This is a genomic window from Mycetohabitans endofungorum (genome assembly GCF_002927045.1).
GTDB lineage: Bacteria > Pseudomonadota > Gammaproteobacteria > Burkholderiales > Burkholderiaceae > Mycetohabitans > Mycetohabitans endofungorum.
Map to the genome: position 1 here is coordinate 40,426 of NZ_PRDW01000009.1, position 20,236 is coordinate 60,661.

16 protein-coding genes and 2 pseudogenes are annotated in these 20,236 nt (G+C 59.3%); 10 read left to right on the forward strand and 8 right to left on the reverse strand.

Annotated elements, in window-relative coordinates; translation table 11 throughout:
- Positions 1–98: 98 nt before the first annotated feature.
- A complete protein-coding gene (locus B0O95_RS09855) occupies positions 99–1,361 on the reverse strand; it encodes an Hsp70 family protein (protein ID WP_104077762.1) in 1,263 nt (420 codons plus the stop codon).
- 254 nt (positions 1,362–1,615) lie between these two features.
- Between B0O95_RS09855 and B0O95_RS09860 the strand changes: the two are divergent.
- Together B0O95_RS09860 and B0O95_RS09865 are read left to right on the forward strand one after the other, a co-directional pair.
- Positions 1,616–2,216, forward strand: a pseudogene (locus B0O95_RS09860) (TetR/AcrR family transcriptional regulator).
- On the forward strand, positions 2,200–2,775 hold the full coding sequence (locus tag B0O95_RS09865; RefSeq protein ID WP_233203282.1) for a DUF1415 domain-containing protein: 576 nt from the start codon (positions 2,200–2,202) through the stop codon (positions 2,773–2,775). Before B0O95_RS09860 ends, B0O95_RS09865 begins: the two are co-directional and overlap by 17 nt.
- Here B0O95_RS09865 and B0O95_RS09870 read toward each other — a convergent pair whose 3' ends face one another.
- The gene (locus tag B0O95_RS09870) at positions 2,776–3,645 is read right to left on the reverse strand and encodes a class I SAM-dependent methyltransferase (protein ID WP_104077764.1); all 870 of its coding nucleotides are present in this window, start codon (positions 3,643–3,645) and stop codon (positions 2,776–2,778) included.
- A gap of 183 nt (positions 3,646–3,828) precedes the next feature.
- On the opposite strand from B0O95_RS09870, the gene B0O95_RS09875 reads away from it, so the two are divergent.
- Positions 3,829–4,065: a hypothetical protein gene (locus B0O95_RS09875; protein WP_104077765.1), complete on the forward strand. Its 237-nt coding sequence runs from the start codon at positions 3,829–3,831 to the stop codon at positions 4,063–4,065.
- Between the two features lie 63 nt (positions 4,066–4,128).
- On the opposite strand, the gene B0O95_RS09880 is transcribed toward B0O95_RS09875, so the two are convergent.
- Both B0O95_RS09880 and B0O95_RS09885 read right to left on the reverse strand, forming a co-directional pair.
- Complete coding sequence (locus B0O95_RS09880; RefSeq protein WP_104077766.1) at positions 4,129–5,601, reverse strand: NAD-dependent succinate-semialdehyde dehydrogenase; 1,473 nt, start codon at positions 5,599–5,601, stop codon at positions 4,129–4,131.
- Between the two features lie 10 nt (positions 5,602–5,611).
- Positions 5,612–6,073: pseudogene (locus B0O95_RS09885) on the reverse strand (aminotransferase class III-fold pyridoxal phosphate-dependent enzyme); the annotation flags it as partial.
- A 132-nt stretch (positions 6,074–6,205) separates the two neighbouring features.
- Here B0O95_RS09885 and aptA point away from each other — a divergent pair.
- Positions 6,206–7,534 (forward strand): omega-aminotransferase AptA, encoded by a 1,329-nt coding sequence (gene aptA / locus B0O95_RS09890; RefSeq protein WP_104077768.1) that lies wholly within the window; start codon positions 6,206–6,208, stop codon positions 7,532–7,534.
- Between the two features lie 390 nt (positions 7,535–7,924).
- A complete protein-coding gene (locus tag B0O95_RS09895; protein WP_104077769.1) occupies positions 7,925–9,289 on the forward strand; it encodes a sigma-54 dependent transcriptional regulator in 1,365 nt (454 codons plus the stop codon).
- A gap of 658 nt (positions 9,290–9,947) precedes the next feature.
- Here B0O95_RS09895 and B0O95_RS09905 read toward each other — a convergent pair.
- The 3 genes from B0O95_RS09905 to macA are packed head-to-tail and all read right to left on the reverse strand — an operon-like array spanning position 9,948 to position 14,662.
- Positions 9,948–11,378, reverse strand: coding sequence for an efflux transporter outer membrane subunit (locus tag B0O95_RS09905; RefSeq protein WP_104077771.1), 1,431 nt, complete (start codon positions 11,376–11,378; stop codon positions 9,948–9,950).
- A 12-nt stretch (positions 11,379–11,390) separates the two neighbouring features.
- Positions 11,391–13,487: a MacB family efflux pump subunit gene (locus B0O95_RS09910; protein WP_104077772.1), complete on the reverse strand. Its 2,097-nt coding sequence runs from the start codon at positions 13,485–13,487 to the stop codon at positions 11,391–11,393.
- A 2-nt stretch (positions 13,488–13,489) separates the two neighbouring features.
- On the reverse strand, positions 13,490–14,662 hold the full coding sequence (gene macA, locus B0O95_RS09915) for a macrolide transporter subunit MacA (RefSeq protein ID WP_104077773.1): 1,173 nt from the start codon (positions 14,660–14,662) through the stop codon (positions 13,490–13,492).
- Between the two features lie 348 nt (positions 14,663–15,010).
- Between macA and B0O95_RS15870 the strand changes: the two genes are divergently transcribed.
- The 5 genes from B0O95_RS15870 (at position 15,011) to B0O95_RS09930 (ending at position 19,845) form a co-directional block, all read left to right on the forward strand.
- Entirely contained in the window at positions 15,011–15,151 is a 141-nt protein-coding gene (locus B0O95_RS15870; RefSeq protein WP_158249479.1) for a burhizin family lasso peptide, read from the forward strand.
- Between the two features lie 110 nt (positions 15,152–15,261).
- Positions 15,262–15,405 (forward strand): burhizin family lasso peptide, encoded by a 144-nt coding sequence (locus tag B0O95_RS15875; protein ID WP_158249480.1) that lies wholly within the window; start codon positions 15,262–15,264, stop codon positions 15,403–15,405.
- A 155-nt stretch (positions 15,406–15,560) separates the two neighbouring features.
- Positions 15,561–16,307: a lasso peptide biosynthesis B2 protein gene (locus B0O95_RS15550; RefSeq protein WP_146064045.1), complete on the forward strand. Its 747-nt coding sequence runs from the start codon at positions 15,561–15,563 to the stop codon at positions 16,305–16,307.
- Positions 16,304–18,046, forward strand: a complete 1,743-nt coding sequence (locus B0O95_RS09925; RefSeq protein ID WP_104077774.1) for an asparagine synthase-related protein — start codon at positions 16,304–16,306, stop codon at positions 18,044–18,046. Before B0O95_RS15550 ends, B0O95_RS09925 begins: the two co-directional genes overlap by 4 nt.
- 17 nt (positions 18,047–18,063) lie before the next feature.
- Positions 18,064–19,845, forward strand: a complete 1,782-nt coding sequence (locus B0O95_RS09930; protein ID WP_104077775.1) for an ATP-binding cassette domain-containing protein — start codon at positions 18,064–18,066, stop codon at positions 19,843–19,845.
- A gap of 120 nt (positions 19,846–19,965) precedes the next feature.
- On the opposite strand, the gene B0O95_RS09935 is transcribed toward B0O95_RS09930, so the two are convergent.
- Entirely contained in the window at positions 19,966–20,223 is a 258-nt protein-coding gene (locus B0O95_RS09935) for a hypothetical protein (protein ID WP_233203283.1), read from the reverse strand.
- Positions 20,224–20,236: the final 13 nt, after the last annotated feature.

A 20,236-nucleotide genomic window follows, 5' to 3' on the forward strand; every position in this document is an offset into this window, starting at 1 on the left:
CCCGCTCTACGCGGGCAGACTGCTGACGAACCCCACCTTCTTCGGAGCGTGGGGTTGCGTCTTTTAGGCGAGCGCGATTTTTTCATCCGGCGTACGCGTCAATCAAACAGACGCTGCGCGTGGATCCCCAGTCCGGTGGCGACGCTGGCCAGACGATCACCGAAGACCTTTTCCGCCCGAGGAAACGCGTCGCCGATCGCCCCGGTCACGCAGCGCAACCCGGTCGAGCCCCCGGTGAAGTACACCGCCCCCAAATCGGCGGCCTGCACGCCGGCCTGACGTAGCGTGTCGCGCGCCGCGTTCGCGATCCGGCAGATCTCGTCCTGCGCCGCCTCCAGCAGTTCCGGCTCGGAAAAAGCCACCGCCAACTCGGGCTCGGCCTGGGACAAGTCGAGCGTCGCGTCACCGCCCACGGCCACGTCGATCTTCGCGCGCTCAGCCAGCCCAGCCAGCGCATGTCCGAGCCGCGCATCGATGACGCGCATCAACCGGTCATGGTAGCGGGGCTGCGCATAAACGTACTTGGTCAGCCGCAACTCGCCCACCCGCTTGGGTGCATAAACGGTGTTGATCAGGTGCCAGGTCGCGAGGTCGAAGTAAATTCGGTTCGGCACCTCGCGTCCCTGTTCGTCCAGTGATTGATAGCCCAACTCACGCATGATCGCCACCAGTTCCACGCGCCGATCAAAATCGGTGCCGGCCACGTGCACGCCATGATGGCCAAGCACGTCTGCTTGCCGTTCGAGCCTTCGCGCCCGGTCCGGCCCGACCCGCACTAGCGAAAAGTCGGATGTACCGCCGCCGATATCGGCGACCAGCACCAGTTTCTCGGAATCGAGCCGCGACTCGTAATCGAACGCTGCGGCAATCGGCTCGAATTGGAACTCGATGTGCCGAAAACCCACGGCATGGGCGACTGTTTTCAACTGGTCCTGCGCCAGACGATCGGCCCGGGGATCGTCGTCGACGAAGAATACGGGACGGCCCAACACCGCCCGCTCCACTGGCCGGCCCGCCGCGGCCTCCGCACACCGCTTTAGATGATGTAGGAACAGCGCGATCACGTCCAGATAACGCACCGCAGTGCCATCCCCCAATTCAGTGCTCTGCTCGGCCAGCGGCGAGCCCAGAATGCTCTTCATCGAGCGCATCAGCCGTCCGTCATAGCCATCGATATAGGATTCGATCGCAGCCCGGCCGAACACACGAATGTCCTCGTCCAGATTGAAGAACACGGCCGTGGGCAGGGTCGCATAGTCGCCCTCGACCGGGGCCAGCCGGACCCCATGCGGCGCGGCGTCCCGTGCCGGCAGCGCGACGGCAGAATTGGACGTGCCAAAATCGATTGCGCAATAGTTCATTCGATGCTCCTGGGACGGCCGGCTGCGAACTCGCGGCTGACACCACCAACTCGAGAAGGGACAGGTTTTTAGCACGAAGCGGCGCCGCAGGCAAAGCCTCTGTCGCTGTCTGTGCCTGTCCCCTTGGTTCGATCGCAACTCTATGTTACCGACCAGTAACGTAGAGTTGCGATCTTAGTGACTGAGCGGTAACATATTAAGAAACAGTATCGTGCTGCTGGGCATCTCGTATCGGTGCAGTGCAGGAATGAGTCATGAGTCGCAGCAATCAACCCTCCACACATGGACGGACGCAGTCCACCGGCAAGCCTCGGCGCGCGCCAACAGCAGGCACCGATGCGCAGCAACAGTTGCTCGACGCGGCGGTGCGGCTGTTCTACGCTCAAGGTATACGTGCGGTGGGTATCGACGCAGTCGTCGAGCAGGCGGGCGTCAACAAGATGAGCCTGTACCGCCAGTTCGCGTCGAAAGACCAGCTCGTGGTCGCGTACCTGAACCGGATGGACGCAGAGTATTGGCAACGATTCGAACGCAGTACCGCGCAACATCCCGGGCAGCCGGCACGCCAATTGAAGCAGTTTTTTGAAGATCTGGCCGCGCGCGCGCCGACCCGACTACCGAGGTTGTCCGTTTGTCAATGTATCGTGCGAGTTTTCAGACCGCGAGCATCCGGCGCGCCAGGCCGGCGCACGCGAGCCCGCACGGCTCGGCGCGTCGCTTGCGTTGCTCGTTGAGGGCGTCTACACCGCCAGCCAGACCTTCAATCCGCGCTGCGACGTGATCGACTCGACGCCGACCCTGGCCGCCCAATTGATCGACGCGGCCATCGCGCCCTCCGATGTCGATGCACGATGAACACAAGGGTCGCGCCGCCGTCGTCGGCGCCACGGTGCAATGGCTCGAACGGGCCGTTATTGGCCTGAATCTGTGCCCTTTCGCGAAGTCCGTCCATGTCAAGCGGCAGATCCGCTACACGGTCAGCGACGCCTGCACCGCCGCCGACGTGCTGGCCGCGCTCGATGTCGAACTGCAGACGCTGGTCGACGCGGATCCGCAATTGATCGATACGACGTTGCTGATATTGCCGGACGCATTTGCCGACTTCTACGCGTTCAACGACTTCCTGCCACGTGCGGACAAGCTTTTGCGTCGGCGCGCGCTGGAAGGCATCGTGCAGATCGCGAGCTTTCATCCACTGTTCCAATTCGCCGGCACCGGTGAACACGACATCGAGAACTATACGAACCGCGCGCCGTATCCGATCCTGCATCTGCTGCGGGAAGCCAGCGTGACGCGGGCCGTTGACGCATTTGCGGATGCGGCGCAAATCTACGAACGCAACGAGCAAACGATGCGCGCACTCGGTCACGCGGGCTGGCGCCGCCTGCTGGAAACGGACGACGAACGTCATTGATCATGCCGGATTGGCGATCCGCTGCTCGCTCTCGCGGGCCAGCGCCGGGATGAAGAAACGTTGCGCGAGTTCTTCCAGCCCCAGTTCGGCCAACATCGCCGTCAGCCGCTCGGACGGCTTGCGACGTGGCAGATTTTTGTAAGTGGCAATGATGAGTTCGTTTTTCAGCGAGTGTTCCCAGCCGACCAGTTCGGTCACGCTAACGTGATATCCATGCGCCTCCAACTGCAGGCAGCGCAGCACGTTGGTCAACTGGCTGCCGAATTCGCGCGTGTGCAGCGGATGACGCCATAGCTCGCTCAGCGCAGTGCGTCCGAGCGCCTTCGCCTTGTTGCGCCTCAACACGGCCGCCACCTCCGCCTGGCAGCACGGCACCAGCACGATATAGCGGGCCTGCTTGGCTAGAGCAAAGCGGATCGCATCGTCGGTCGCAGTATTGCAAGCATGCAGCGCCGTGACGATGTCCACCGCTGACGGTAGTTTGTCCGATGAGATCGATTCCGCTACGGATAATTTTAGGAACGACATACCAGAAAACCCAAGCCGGGCGGCCAGGTCAACGGATTGGGTCACCAGCTCGTCGCGCGCCTCGATACCGTACAGGCGCGAGCCGTCGCTCAGGTTCTTGAAGAACAGATCGTACAGAATAAAACCGAGGTACGACTTGCCGGCACCGTGATCGACTAGCGTCACGTCGCCGCCCTGTTGCTTCAACTCAGCGAGCAGTGGTTCGATGAATTGGTACAGGTGGTAGACCTGCTTGAGCTTGCGCCGGCTGTCCTGGTTAAGCTTGCCCTCACGCGTCAGGATATGGAGTTCCTTGAGCAATTCGATGGATTGGCCGGGGCGGACGTCGTACTTCTCGGACATGGCAGGTCGAAACACAGGTTCAAGCGCCACGCCGACAAGCGCGGTGGCGCACAGTTGTCACCGGTAGGCCGATTGCACAATCTGTGCAATCGGCCTACCGGTGACAGTGTACCGAAAAAACCTGCGGCACCGCAGACAGACTGCGGCGCAGGGACGACAACACTGCCAGGCGCAGAGAGCACCATGGAACAACAACGCAAAACCAATCAACAAGACGAGTTGAAGTTCGCCGAGATGATGGCCAAGCTGATCGAGCCGAGCAAATGGGGCGAGAAGCAGCAGATGGAACTCGAAATGGCGCGGGACGCCGCCAGCGAACTGCTGCGGCTGGCCGAATCGATGCGAAGGCAGCCGGGCGATCTGGCCAGTCGCCTGCAACTGCTCAAATATGCGAAGGTGGACGATGCCTATCCGGGTTGACACTGGCCACCTGGCGCGGACCAGCACACCGCTCTTCCGAGCGGCGCACCCGACCAGAACGAATCAAACTCCGCCGATGCACAGGTACTTGATCTCGAGATACTCGTCGATCCCGTACTTGGACCCCTCGCGCCCCAGTCCTGACTGCTTCACACCGCCGAACGGGCCGATCTCATTCGATATCAAGCCCGTGTTGATTCCCACCATGCCATACTCGAGCGCTTCCGCCACGCGCCACACGCGCCCCAGATCCCGACTGTAGAAGTACGCAGCCAGCCCAAATTCTGTCTCGTTGGCCAGACAGATCACTTCATCATCGGTACTGAACCGGAACAGCGGCGCGACTGGTCCGAACGTTTCCTCACGCGCGATGCGCATTGCCTGGGTCACGCCGGCCAATACCGTCGGCTCGAAGAAAGTGCCACCCAACACATGCCGCTTGCCGCCGCAGAGCACGCGTGCGCCGTGGGAGAGCGCGTCGGCGATGTGCGACTCGACCTTGTCCACCGCAGCCTGGTTGATCAACGGTCCCTGCGTAACCCCCGCGTCGAACCCGTTGCCCACCTTGAGCCGGCTGACCGCATCGGCAAGCTTGCGCGAGAATGCGTCGTACACCGAGTCGTGCACGTAGAAGCGGTTCGTGCACACGCAGGTCTGGCCGGCATTGCGGTACTTCGAGGCGACCGCGCCCTCCACGGCTGCGTCCAGATCCGCATCGTCGAACACGATGAACGGCGCATTGCCGCCCAGCTCCAGTGACAGCTTCTTGATCGTCGGCGCACACTGGGCCGCGAGCAGCCGCCCGACCGGTGTCGAGCCCGTGAACGACAGCTTGCGCACGACCGGATTGGACGTCATTTCCGCGCCGATCGTCTTCGGATCGCCCATGACCACGCTGAACACACCCGCCGGCACGCCAGCGCGCTCGGCCAAGGCTGCCAGCGCGAGCGCCGACAGCGGCGTGGCTTCCGCCGGCTTGAGCACGATCGCACAGCCGGCCGCCAACGCGGGGCCCACCTTGCGCGTGATCATCGCCGCCGGAAAATTCCAAGGTGTGATCGCCGCACATACGCCTACCGGCTCCTTCAGCACGACGAGCCGCTTGTCGCCGGCGGGGCTCGCCAACGTGTCGCCATTCACCCGCTTGGCTTCTTCCGCAAACCACTCGAGGAACGATGCCGCATAGCCGATCTCGCCTTTTGCCTCGGCAAGCGGCTTGCCCTGCTCGGCCGTCATGATCATGGCCAGGTCGTGCGCATTGGCCAGCATCAAATCGTGCCAGCGACGCATTACCGCGGCACGCTCTTTACCCGTCTTCGCCCGCCACGCGCGTTGTGCAAGCTGTGCTGCGTCGATCGCGCGACGCGTCTCGGCCGCGCCCATCGCCGGAACGGCCGCTAGCGTGCAGCCCGTCGCCGGATCGATCACATCGAACGTGCGCCCCTCATCCGCGCCGACCCATGCCCCGCTGACGTAGGCTAGATCGCGCAGCAGCGACGAATCTTTCAACGATAACGCCTGATTGTTCGATCCCATGCTCTTGTTCCTATGCTTGCGCGACGGCGCCGTGCGTCAGCGCGTGTTCCAGTATGTCCAGCCCCTCGTCCAGCACTGCCGGCTCGATCGTCAGCGGGAAAAGGAAGCGAATTACATTACCATGTACGCTGCATACGAGCAGCAACAGGCCATGCTCGAGTCGCTTCTTCAGTTGCCGCCCCAGCGTGTCGGCCCGTGTGCTCAGGTTCTCTTCGACGATCACCTCGAGCACCGCATGCGCCGCCGTGCAGGCGAGCGAATGGTCCGCGTAGATGCCGCCTAGTCCGCCGGGCTCCGCGGCATCCGTCAGCACGGCCCGGCCGACCATGCTGGACAGCGGCATGCCAGCGCCTAGACTCTTTGCCATCGTTATCAGGTCCGGTTTGACATCGTAGTGCTGCATCCCACTGCAGCGCATTGCCGGCCCGCGCAGCGCGCCGGTGCGCGAGCCAGCTTGTGCACCGACGGCAATTGCGCGCCGACGCGGTGTGGTCCAACACAGTTTGGGTGATAAACAATACAGTTAGCAGCGCAGTTGGCAAACTGTATCTGTCCGTCGGCAAGTGGACGGCGATAGAGTTAGATAACTACTCAAGGAGCGACCATGACTTCATCCGATACTGTCAGCGACCTGTCGAACTTCTGGATGCCGTTCACCGCCAATCGCCAGTTCAAGGCCGCGCCGCGCCTGCTGACGTCGGCCAAGGGCGTGTACTACACGACCAGCGATGGCCGCGAGGTACTCGATGGCGTGGCCGGCCTGTGGTGCGTGAATGCAGGCCACGCGCGCGAGGAGATCGTCTCTGCAATACAGCAATCGGCCGACACGCTCGACTATGCGCCGCCATTTCAAATGGGCCATCCGCTCGCTTTCCAAGCGGCAGCCAAGGTGGCCCACATCATGCCGGATGGGCTGGACCGCATCTTCTTCACCAACTCGGGGTCGGAGTCAGTCGATACCGCGCTGAAGATTGCGCTCGCCTACCACCGGGCGCGCGGCGACGGGCAGCGTACCCGGCTGATCGGCCGCGAGCGCGGCTACCACGGAGTCGGTTTCGGCGGCATCTCGGTAGGCGGCATCGTCGCCAACCGCAAGGCATTCTCCGGTGCGCTGCTGCCCGCGGTCGACCATCTGCCGCACACGCACGATCCGGCAAGGAACGCGTTTTCTCGCGGACAGCCCGAACATGGCGCGCATCTGGCCGACGAACTCGAGCAGCTGGTCGCTCTGCACGACGCGTCCACGATCGCAGCCGTGATCGTCGAGCCGGTGGCCGGCTCGACCGGCGTGCTGATTCCGCCAAAGGGCTACCTGCAGCGGCTGCGGGAGATCTGTTCCAAACACGGCATTTTGCTGATCTTCGACGAGGTCATCACTGCTTTTGGGCGGCTCGGCCGCGCGACGGCCGCTGAGTTCTTCGGCGTCAAGCCAGACCTGATCACGATGGCCAAGGCGATCAATAACGCCGCCGCGCCGATGGGCGCGGTAGCGGCGGACAGGAAGATTTACGACACGATCGTGAACGCCGGCGCGCCGGGCGCCATCGAGCTGTTTCATGGCTATACGTATTCGGCTCATCCGATTGCGGCGGCGGCGGCAGTCGCGACGCAGGACCTATATCAGCGCGAGGGATTGTTTGAGCGGGCGGCAAAGATCGCGCCTTTCTTCGAGAATGCGATCCACGCGCTGCACGATGCGCCGTACGTGAAGGATGTGCGCAACCTGGGGTTGGTCGGTGGTGTGGAGCTGAAATCGCGCGACGGCGCATTCGGTGCACGCGCCTACGAAGCGTTCGCCAAGTGTTTCGAGCTTGGTGTGTTGATCCGCTATACCGGGGATACGCTCGCGTTCTCGCCACCGCTGATCATCTCCGAACAACAAGTCACGCAAGTCTTTGACACGGTGCGCAACGCGTTGCAGACGCTGAAGTAACGACCACGCCGGAGCCGCGCATGCGGCCAGCATTTGTTGTTGCCCGTATGACGGAAACCTGACCACGCTCTCGCTCGATATGATCTTTTCAGCCACTCACCCAATCGCTTCCGACACCACTAGTGCCAAATTGTTGCGTTTTTCTCGCTCCTCTTTCGCATGCGCGCCAGTCCCGACAGGAGAGCCTCGCTATAGTCTGAAAGTGCCGGACATCCAAAGCCGGCAGAGACGGCAGGGGTCAATAGACTGGCCTGTCCGATAACTATTCGCTGTTGCTGCGGCTCGATTGCGACATGCCAACCGACGATTTGACAAGATCTATCACTTTCGCGTTATGCCGCGGATGTGATTGTCCATATAACGAAAACAATGCATCGATATGGGGCAGTCATGTCGCTATCTAACGGCAGTCAATTCACCATTTCTCGAAGACTCGTCTACTGGACACGCAAGCCGTCCCAGGAACTGCAACAACAATTGTCCCGACGCAGCTGGCTCGTGTCGGTCGTCGACGATGGGCATGCCGTCAGGCACGCGCTGCAGCATGTCGATCAGGCAGGCGGGATCCTCGACCTGAGCACGGTGCCCGACACCGAATTGCTTGATGCGCTGGCGGTCTGCCAGGCGGCATCGGACGTGGCCTGGATCGGCCTAGTCGAGCCGCGGCAGCTCAGTATCACGGCAGTCAGGGCAGTGCTTCGCGACTATTGTTTCGATTATGTAACGCTTCCCGCGTCGCAGCAGCGCATAGCCGATGCAGTTGGCCACGCATACGGCATGCTCATGCTACGCGCGCCCCAGGGCCAGTCACGCTCGCGCGAAGGGCGGATGATCGGTACCTGCGACGCGATGCTGAAGCTGTTCGACAAGATACCGAGGATCGCGCGAACCGACGCGCCGGTGCTCATTTCCGGCGAGTCAGGCACCGGCAAGGAGCTGACCGCGATCGCGATCCACGAGCGCTCACCACGTGCCAACCGGCCGTTCGTCGCAATTAACTGTGGGGCGATTCCGCCTCACCTGGTCCAGTCCGAGTTGTTTGGCTACGCGCGCGGCGCGTTCACCGGAGCGGTGTCGCGCAAGGTTGGCCGGATCGAGACGGCCAATCACGGCACGCTGTTCCTCGATGAGATCGCGGATCTGCCGCTGGAGAGCCAGACCAGCCTATTGCGCTTCCTGCAAGAGCGCACGATACAGCGTCTGGGCGGGCGTGACACGATCCACGTCGACGTGCGGGTCATTTCAGCCACGCACGCGAACCTGGAGGAAGACGTCAACGCCGGGCGCTTCCGCGCCGATCTCTATCATCGGCTGTGCGTGCTGCGCGTGGAGCAGCCCGCGTTGCGCACGCGCGGCAAAGACATCGAAGTGCTCGCGCAATGTATGTTCGAACGATACAAGTCGGACGCGCCGCACGTGAAGGGCTTTTCCCCGTCGGCCATGGTCGCAATGCGTCGCTATCCGTGGCCAGGAAACGTACGCGAATTGATCAACCGAGTACGGCGTGCCTTGGTGATGACTGACGGCACCCTCCTGACGGCTCACGATCTGGAACTCGAACAGTGGGTGCCGCCGGAGGCCGTGCCGATCATCAAGCCGCCCGTGGTCGTCAATGACCATTTGATCGACCAGGCGCTGAAGCGGCACCGCGGCCGGCAAACCGAAGCGGCGCGAGAGTTGGGTATTTCCCGCTCCACGCTGTACCGCCGACTGCGCACCCAGCGTCTTGCGGAGATGGCTACGGACGCGGGGTGATCCCAAGCGCAACCGGAGCGGCCCACGCGATGCGACGCTAGAGCGGCAGCGCGTCGGCGCGATGAGCCGGCTCGGTGCCATGGCATCGACCGGCTGGGAATACCCAAAACCGGTGCTTCGGTCGTACACTAATTCGCCGAGCGCAAGTATTCGCTGCAAACCGATGATAGCCGCGGGCCTGGGCAGATCATTAGCAAGCAAGTAACTCCCCGTCGGTGCATTCAGCACCATACAAGCGCCCGGGTCCGCTTTAACGTATACCTTTTCGCCCCAGTTCGAGCGAAAGCCGTGCGAGTTTGATAAATCGAGCGCATAGAATGCATCACCTTGATCGACGCGCATCGAACGTCCGCTCGGTCGGCATATCGACAGCCACGCCCCTCGCCAGCGCCGCCTTCAAAATGCACGTCATCGATCTTGGGTGCTTGTTACCGCCCATGCTCTGGGTTTTAGTATCTACCATGATCAGCCCAAAGGCACAGAGACCGGACTCGTCCAAATGTTCGATCAACCAGCAATTTGGGAAGAAATCGGATATAGAGTCAGCCAAGGTAATTTAGCCAAGGGGGAACGCGTTGTCCTCGAACGATGGCGGCAAGCCGACGAATGCCGGTGGATAATCTCGAGTGTACGTGGCTCTGAAAGAATGAAAATTCAATCAATGATCACCGCCGCCCAGCGCCTTATATAAAGTCATTCGGTTGTTAAGCCGATTCAAGCGGTTCAGTGCATCGGCGCTCTGCGCGTCGCGCAACCGCTGCTGTTGATCGAGCCACGGCTGTACGCCGGTCGCGCCGGCGACGAAGCGGGCCCGCGCAAGCGCTTCTGCACGCTGCGCCTGAGCGAGCGACAGCGTGCGCTGTTCGCTTTCTTGTTCGAGCTGCACGCGTGCGGACAGCGCGTTCTCGACCTCGCTGAGCGCCGTGTACAGCTGCTGGCGGAAGTTGACGACGGCTTCCTCATATTGTGTCTGCGATACCTTGATCTGCAGCTGCATCGTGTTCCACTGAATGAACGGCAGCGCGAGCCCGAGGCCGAGCGTGGCGATGGGATTCGACAGCGCACGCTCAAGGCTCATACTTGATGTGCCAACCGAACTGGTCAGCGTGAGCGACGGGTAGAATTGGGTGCGCGTGATATCAACGTTCGCGAGCAAACCGCGCAATCGGAATTCCGCCGCGCGCAGGTCTGGACGCCGCGCGAGCAGGTCAGCAGGCAAGCCCGCTGGCACTGCCGGCAACGGCCGGTCTGGCAGCGCAGCGGGTTCGGCGGCCCGCGCTTGCGGCGGACGGTCAAGCAGGATCGCAAGCGCGTGACGGTTCTCGGTACGCTGCTGAATCCATTGTGTTTGCATCGCGCGCTGCGTGGATAGGTTCTGCTCGGCTTGCGCGACATCGAGCCCGGAGACCGCGCCGGCCGCATGACGCGCCCGCACCAGCGCGAGCGTGCGCCGCGCATACGCGATGTTTGCATTGCCAAGCGCGATCTGCTGGTTCAGATAGCCGATCTGCCAGTACAACGCGGCCGTCGTGCCGATCAATGAGAGCCGTGCTGCGTCGCGGTCGGCCTGTGTCGCGTCGGCTTCCCAACGCGCCGCATCGCGCTGCGCGGCGAGCTTGCCCCACAGGTCGAGTTCGTAGTTGAGTGAGCCGGATACGCTGCTCGCGCGTAATGTTTGGTGCGAATCAAGCGTGCGCGATACGCGGCCGTTGCCGCCGAGCGTCACGGTGGGCGTCAGGTTGGTCGCGACAAGATTGGCCCGCAGCTGTGCACGATAGACGCGGATCGCAGCGGCGGCGAGATCGTTATTCACGGCAAGCGCGTCGGCAATCAGCCGATCGAGCACCGGGTCACCGAAGCTGCGCCACCAGTCGGCCGGAATAGGCGCTGCTGCGCAAGGCTCAGATGGGCTGGAGACAGCGCAGGGATGCGTCTGCGCTGTCGCGCCGCTCGCGTCGTACGCTGTCCAATGGGCAGGCAGGCCTACTGTAGGCAACGGCTGGCGGCGCGCGTTCGTGCAACCCGCAAGCAACGCGGCGGCGCAGGCGAGCGCGAGCAGGCGGTGGAAAACGGTCGCAATGCGGATCATGATGGCGTCACCTCAATCGCGCGCGAGCGCATCGATCGGATCGAGCCGTGCAGCGTTGCGAGCGGGCATGAAACCGAAAATGATGCCGATCAGCGTCGAACACAAGAACGCGGTGACAATGGAGGCGGCAGAAAACACCATTTTCCATTGGGCGACAAATAGCGGGAAGATAAAACTCGTGCCAAACGACAACACGATGCCAATTGCACCGCCCATCAGGCATACCACGACCGCTTCGATAAGGAACTGCTGCATGATATCGCTCTGCCGTGCGCCGACGGCCATCCGGATGCCGATTTCGCGCGTTCGCTCGATCACCGACACGAGCATGATATTCATCACGCCAATCCCGCCGACCACGAGTGAGATCACCGCGATCAGCGACAGCAACAGTGTCAGCATTTGGCCGGTCTTTTCAGCCGTTTTAACCACGTTATCCACGTTGTAGGTGAAAAAGTCCTTGCGGCCGTGGCGCTGCGTCATCAGCTTCACAAGATTGTTCTCGGCTGCCGTGCTCGGCTGTCCATCGCGTACCCGCACCGTGATGCTGTCAAAATGGCGCTGACCAAACAGCCGGCCGCTCGCTGTCGTGTAGGGCACCCATACGTTGAGGTTCTTCATCTCACCGAACGCGCTCTTCTTGTCCGCCGTCACACCGATCACCACACACGGCAGGTTGCCGATGAGCACCACCTCGCCGAGTGGATTCGAGTTTGCGCCGAACAACTTGCGACGTGTGTTCTGGTCGATCACCACCACTTGCGCCTGACGGCGTACATCGTCAGGACCGAAACCCATCCCTTGGGTGAAGCGTATCCCCCGTACCTGGAAGTAATGCTCGCCGATACCGCTCACAAGCGCGTTGATGTCGATGTTTCGATAGCGTAGCAACAGGCTGCGCGACGTCTCGGGTGTCACGCTGTCAAGATAGGACTGCTCGGCGAGTGCGGCCACGTCAACGGGCACGAGCGTTTCAATCATGCTCGCCTGGTTGTCACCCCAGTCGCGGCCCGGGAAGATGCTGATCGTGCTTGTGCCAATGCTGGCGATCTCATCAAGTATGTAGCGCTTCGCGCCTTCGCCAATCGCGACAATTGATACAACCGACGTGATACCAATGATAATACCGAGCATCGTCAGACCCGTGCGCAGCCGATGCGACATGAGCGCGAGCCATGCCATCCGAAATGCCTCGGCAAAGCGTCCAGCGCTCGCCGGCCAGAGGCGCGCACGTAGTGCAGGCGTGGCAGCCCGCGTGTCCACCGCGGAAACGGGTGTGCCGCATGCGACTGGTGCGTTTGCCTGTGCAGCTGCGTGGTCGATAACAGCAAACGATGTGTCGGCGCAGGCGGATGCGGCCAATGCAGCGTCGGTGGCGACCGTGTCCGCGGCCGAAACGCCGACATCGGCCGCCGGGCATGGCGTGTTCGTTCGGTCCGCGACGATCTTGCCGTCGCGGATCTCGATGATCCGGCGCGCGTGCGCGGCGACATGCTCATCGTGCGTGACGATGATCACCGTATGGCCGAGCGCGTTCAGCTCACGCAGAAGCCGGATCACCTCCTGACCACTCTTTGAATCAAGTGCCCCTGTCGGCTCATCGGCAAGAATCACTTCGCCGCCGTTCATCAGCGCGCGTGCGATGCTGACGCGCTGCTGCTGTCCGCCGGATAGCTGGTTCGGGCGGTGCTCGGCGCGCTGCGCGAGCCCGAGTCGTGCTAACAGATGCTTAGCGCGCGCTCGCCGCGCAGTCTGCGCGCTGCCCGCATAGATTGCCGGCATTTCGACGTTCGCCGCCGCGCTCAGGTGCGGCAGCAGGTGATAGCGCTGGAAAATGAAGCCGAAGCGCTCGCGCCGCAGTTGTGCAAGTTCGTCCCCGTCGAGTTCGCGTGTCTCGCGGCCATCGACCCGGTAGCTGCCGGCGCTCGGATGATCTAGGCAGCCCAGAATATTCATCAGCGTCGACTTGCCGGAGCCTGACGCGCCGATGATCGCAACGATCTCTCCCGCGCCGATCGACAGGTTGACGTCCTTCAGCACGACCACATCCCGGTCGCCGGCAGGAAAGTGCCGCGTGACGTCGATGAGCTGCAGTAGCGGTCGGGGCATCGTCAAGGTGCCGAGCTAGTGAAAGCGTCGGACGCGTCGCCGATCACGACGCGTTCGCCGGTCTTGAGTCCGTCTCGGACCTCGACCTTGACGTTATTGTTCAGTCCAGTGCTGACTTGGCGCGTGACGATCCTGCCATCGGCGCCGAGCACGCGCACTGCGTACCGCCCATCCGGCGCCTTCGCGCCGAGCGCGGAGACCGGGATACTGATCACTTGCCGCGCGACGCCAAGCAGCACGCTGACCTGCGCAGTCATCGAGATGCGCAGCCGGTGACCGGGATTCGGCACTTCGAACAACGCGTTGTAGAACACAGCGGTATTGAGCTTGGGCGAGCCACCGAGCGAATTTTGTTGCGTATCAAGGAAATTCTGCGGCGCGGGCTCGATCGCGCGCAACTTGCCATAATAGCGTTTGTCCGGTTCGCCGAGTATCGTGAAGTATGCGGTCTGGCCTGGGTGCAAGCGAATCACGTCAGCTTCCGATACCTGTGCCTTCACCGTCATCGTGTCAAGGTCGGCGAGCTTCAGGATCACCGGTGCCTGCTGCTGCGCGATCACAGTCTGGCCTTCCTGCGTAACAATCGCGACCACTTCGCCATCCATCGGCGCGACGATTCGCGTGTAGCCGAGGTTGGCCCGTGCGGTCTCGGTCTGAATGCGGGCCGAGCGGATCTGCGCGTCGAGGGACGCGAGATTTGCACGCTGCACATTGAGCGCCGCTCTCGCCACTTCGCAATCCCGCCGCGAGGTCGCATCATCCCGCAGCATTTGCTGCTGGCGGCGGAATTCGAGTTCGACCTGCACAAGCTGCGCAGCCGTTGCACGTCTCTGCGCAACGAGGTTCTGCTCGTTGGTTTCCGCCTGACGCAGCGCGTTCTGCAAGAGAACCGGGTCGATCTGCGCGAGCCATTGTCCCGTCTTGACCTTGTCACCGAGCTCGACCTTCAGCGACTTGAGCTGGCCAGAGACCTGTGCGCCGACATCAACCTGCTTGAATGCCTGTAGCGTGCCCGTCGCGAGCACCGCGTTCTCGAGATCGCCGCGTTCGACATTCGCGGTCAAGTAATGCGGATGCTTGTCTCGAGAAAAGACATGTAGTGAGAGCGCGACAATCAGAACGACAGCGATAACGCTAGTTATCGCAGCACGCCAACGACGGAAAGTCCTCTTCATGAATGGCAGAGTAGTTAGAGCAAATGCAAGCGCATAGAGGCAACCAAAAGCGAACCATGATACCGAAAAATATCCGACGCTATCTTTTCAAGGTGTTGCACCTTCACTGCATTGCGGCATGCAGTATCGATGTGATGCGATACACGCAACAATACTTTCATTTTTCGCACTTACCTCACAGACCAATGAACAATCCCAATGGGAATGACAAAATTTCACCCGCCCTCTTGCAAAATCTCATTTCTTTACTACACTAGTACTACCTATGTTGATTTTAACGACATAGGATTAGCCGCTTGCCTACTCGGATAGCGGCTTTCTTTTAACTACGGGATCAAGGAGATTCTCATGAATAAGCAACAAGGCGTGACGCATGAAGTGTCGGACTTCCTGTTGGATGATGAATCGCTGATGGAACTGTGCGCTTCGGAATCGACGCTGGGCGGTTCGGGAAAATACCGAGAAGCAGGCGTTGGCCGCTTCATGTAATTCCTACTACACTGATCCTGCCCATGTTGGCTATGAACGACATAGGCTGATCAGCCGCTTGCCTACTCGGATAGCGGTTTTCTTTCAACTACGGAATCAAGGAGATTCTCATGAATAAGCAACAAGACGTGACGCATGAAGTGTCGGACTTCCTGTTGGATGATGAATCGCTGATGGAACTGTGCGCTTCGGAATCGACGCTAGGCGGCCGGGGGACGTACCGAGAAGCGGGCATTGGCCGCTTCGATGCGTAAAGTATAGCTTGATATAAAACAACGCTAAGCAAATACCTTTCCGTACTGCTTCAAATGGTTATCTAAGTTGCATAAATCTTAGATGTATTGTGAAGCATACTAAGGTTTTGCTTAGCGTTTCCCTGTAGTCACGATACAGAACAATCATACAAAAAATGCCGCATCATTTGATGCCCAATGTGTTTGGAGCCTGTTTCGCTAAACAGATTATCTTGCTCGATGTGGTGCGCGATCGGTACGCTGTTTTAACCGAGAGGCAATCTGCGGCGTTGGCGTCACAGCTTGGTCTGGATGTTAAGCGCTTTTCTCAGGCTGGCACAATTCAGAATTCAGCCATTCTGGAAGAATTAAAGCGTGCTAATTGGATTAGCGCCGCCTCGTTTCCAGAAGTTGACGCTAAGTTGAACACGTTGAGTCCCTCGCCGCAAACGGGTGGGATGTCGGCCAATGGGTGGAAGTTACCTGACGATGCCTTTGCGCATCGACCTGCTTGGACAAACATCGTCAAAGCCACGCTCATCCTGAGATCCGTGCACCGATGCGCCGCGCGGCGTGGACTGGCCGGGCTGTTGCAGTTGTGCAATCAAGCTCATCGTGAGGCCAAAGCAGGCCTGTGTGTCGGCCGGCCGGATGATTACGCGCCCTTCGTGAACACGCTCAATTGGGCCTGCCTGGTTTACCCCCGGCCAACTAAGTGTTTGGAGTGGTCCGTCGCGCTGACTATGCTGTGCGCCCGCGCCGGCTTGGCATTGAAATTGGTGATCGGCGTGCAATCCTTTCCGTTTTACGCGCACGCCTGGTCGGAAGCCGGAGGGGTCGTGATTGGCGATAGCCCACTCAGACGCAAAGAGCTATCCGTTATTCTGGAATGCCCCCATCCTCTGTTAGCACTGCCCCTATGACCCTACTCGGCATCGCCTATCCGAAGACGCAGGATTATTTAGCACAAAAACGGGATTGGAGGTTCATACGTGACCCATCCAACCAAATTGCAGGTGCACTTTGGCATCAACAAGATAGGGCCGACACGCGTGCCCTATGTGGACAATTTGGCACGTACTTCTACTGTTTTTATGGTTCAGCATTTTCGAAGCTAGACCAGAGCGAAATTAAGGAAGACGACTTGCAGGCAATTGCGACAGTAGGTCCTGCGCGTCTCATGGCTCGCTTCTGGGGTAAATATTTCTTTATCTGCTTTGATCTGACTGCCAAAAAATTGATCTGCTGCAGCGATCCAAGTAACCAATGGCCTGTATATTGGGCATGGTCCAGCCGTTACGGTTTGCTTTTTTCGGATACGATCACGTGCCTGCATCAAACCTTAGTAGAATGCGGCGAGCGTCCGGCATGGAATAAAACTTTTTTTTCGACATGGTTACGCACGGGTACCGTACAAAATGGTGAACTGCCGTTTGATCGTATCCAAGAAATTCCGGCAGGCTGCGCCGTCTCCTATATCGATGAGGGTAAACCGCAAATCGTGACGGTTTGGGATCCCCTCAGGCACGCAGTAGAAGATGGCACCCAAACCCCATTCGGCATTTTAAAAAATTATCTTAACCGGTTTGTATCATTTGCCGATCGGCCCGTGCTGGAACTCTCCGGGGGTCTGGAATCCAGCTCCGTGTTGCTGGCAATGCGCGCGGTCTCCTCTGTTGACCATCCGCTGTCTTGCGCGCATTATTACCATGCCGGTGTCGCTTCATCCAACGAGCTGGAACATGCGCGTCACGTTGCACAAAGCGTACAAGCTCACCTCCATGAAGTGGATACGAGGGTATTATCGTTTGCTCCTGTTCAGTCTGCTCCGCGGGTGGCTAAACCGCATATCCGATATTGTCTGCTCGCATTTAATCAATATTTTGCAAACCAGCTCGAGAAGGGGGAGCATACTCAGTTGATCAGCGGGCATGGAGGGGATTCGCTCTTTTTGTCGCCTCCGCCTTTCAGCGCGCTTGCCGATGCGGCACTTACATGGCGATGGCAGCGATTAATGCGCGTGGCGATGGACCTGGCACTCATTCACAGAGCGCCTTTGATTCAAGTGGCAACGGGCGCGGCCCGATCGTTACTTTCCTCAGATCCTTTTGAAAATAACGGCAGCACACTCGATCTTCTGTCTGAAGAAACACAGCACGAATCGTTCGATCAACGAGCCCATTTGCATCCGTTTCTCCAGAAAAATAAGTTTCGGTTACCCGGTCAGCTATATCAGCTAGCTTTGGCTTTTTTGACGCTCGACGACATTCGATCGCCCGCTTATCCATTTACGCAACCCACGCATTATCCGTTTCTTTGTCAGCCAATGGTCGAGTTCGCGTTGTCCATACCCAGTTACGATCATTTCGAAGGGGCGCATAATCGCATTGTTCTGAGAAAGTCTGTCTCGGAAGCCACAGGTTATCCGAACCTATGGCGACGAAACAAAGGCGAAACATCAGGTATCGATTTGTTGGGCATTCGTGACCACAAGGATCATATGATGGCGCTCTGTCTCGAGGGATTTTTGGCCAAAGAGGGCTATGTCGATGTAAAGCGCACACGCGCTGCGATTCAGCATAGCAGTAAGGGGCACAGTAAATATTTTATGGGCCTCCTTCACCTCTATGCCGCCGAACTGTTTGTTCAAGGATGGCAATGACTAGCGAGTGAAGCGTGATGCAGCACGGTCTTTTCAAAACAATTTTCTTTTTGCTGCATTGCTTGTGGACGCGTGAATGGAAAACACGTTTTCAGGTCATCGCAGCCATCGGCTGTACCGGATGCTCGGTCGGACTGACCATTATCGCACCGATGCTGCTCAAGTGGCTCATCGACGGTTTGTCCGACGCGGCGCTCTCGGCAGTGAGCGTCTATCTGCTCTGTGTAGCTTACGGCGGCGCGTGGTTTCTGTCACAAGCGACGAACCGTTGCGAGCAGTATTTGTTCGTGTTGGTCAATGAGCGTATCAAACGCACGATTACGCTGAATTACGTTAGTCGAGTGCTCGGTCAGCCCGCTGCGGCATTGAGTGCTCATCAAACGGGCGCCTCCGTTAGCGAACTCTCACGCGTACAAGACAGTGCGATGCATGCGATTATCGGGCTCTTTTGGAGCCTCGCACCGATTTGTGTCGAAATCGCGGTCGTCGGCATTGTCGTATTCTCGTTGTTTGGACTCATTTATGCAGCAGTTTTGCTGGGGGTTCTAGCCCTCTATCTTTACTTTAGCGTATCGACGGCGAAGCGCTGTGAAGCGCTGCAACGCAAGAAAAACCGGGCGTCGGATCGTGCCTCTACGCGGCTGGTCGATACGCTAACGCATGCCGATACGGTCAAAGCGTTTTCGAATGAAGCTAGCGAATTAACCCGGCTCGACCGTGTGTTAAAAATGCGTGCCTGGGCGAGTATCCATATCACGCGCAAGATGGAGATAGTTGGCGCCGCTCAATTACTGATTGTCGGTATCGGGCTGACCACGCTCACAGCTTTGGCGGGACAAGATATCCTGGCACACCGGCTCACCATAGGCGATTTCGTACTGTTGAACAGTTACCTGCTGCGATTTACTTTGCCGCTCAGCACGTTCGGCTATGTGGTGCGGGAAGTCCAAATAGGTTTGTTCAATCTATCGGAATTGCTGCACACCATCCGTGTCAGATGGCACTTCGAACCCTTGGGCTCCCCCCTGTTCAAGCAAGCGCCGTCAATCGAATTTCGCAACGTCAGCTTTCGCCATCCGTGCGGTAGACGAGTATTGCGCCATGCGAATTTTTCGATTCCTGCTGGTGCCTTCTGTGCTCTGGTAGGACCGAGCGGCGGGGGGAAATCCACGCTCATCAAGTTGTTATTGCGCCTGTATAAGCTCGATGAAGGGCAAATCCTCATCGATGGCCAACCAATCGAATCGTTTTCCGAATCGCAGTTGCGTCAGTCGATCAGCTATGTGACACAAGACGCACATTTGCTGGATCGCTCGATACGCGAAAACATCTGCTTTGCCTGCCCGCAAGCCTCCGATTCGGAGCTTGAACAAGTTATCCATTCCTGTGCGCTGACACCCGTCATTGCTGCGGCGAGCCAGGGCCTGGACACGTCGATTGGCGAGCGAGGCAACAAATTGTCGGGCGGTGAGCGGCAACGTGTGGGACTGGCCCGCGCTTTATTGCGCAATAGTGCTTTGCTACTACTGGACGAACCGACTGCCGCGCTCGATGCCCACACCGAGGCCGATATCTTCAAGCATCTCTATGAACGTTATCGTCACACCACGCGGCTCGTGATTGCACACCGGCTTTCTGCCATTCAGCATGCGGACTTGATTTTAGTCATGCAAGAGGGTGCGATCGTGGAGACGGGCACGCATAGTAGTTTGCTGAGGCGACAAGGTGTTTATGCCAATCTTTGGCGTAAGCAGACCCACTTATCGACAGAACAATTTGACTTATCAGCAGCACGATAAAAACGGGGAGTGGATCCCGCGTACAGCCATCCGCATGGACTCCTCCTTAAAACCGGGCGCGGACCAATCGGTAAGCGCGGGTCTTTGCGATGCGGTTTCGGCGATCATGCACAGCATAGATCAGGTCCGCGCGAATCCATCGCCAAGCGGCCACTTGGCAAGCGCCCGCAAGATGCCGCGGTCGTCATGCATGATCTCTTCCACCAGCTTCATCTGGCGTTCAAAATCGGGATCATATAGCATAAATGGGTTTTGGAAACGCCAATGGGTTACGCAAATATCGCGTAACCCATTGATTTGTTTGGCACCTACGGCAGGCTCGAACCCGCCATCTGATGATTGCCCTTTCTTGCGGTAGTTCTCAAACTTCGTTTTCATGCCAGCGTAATTG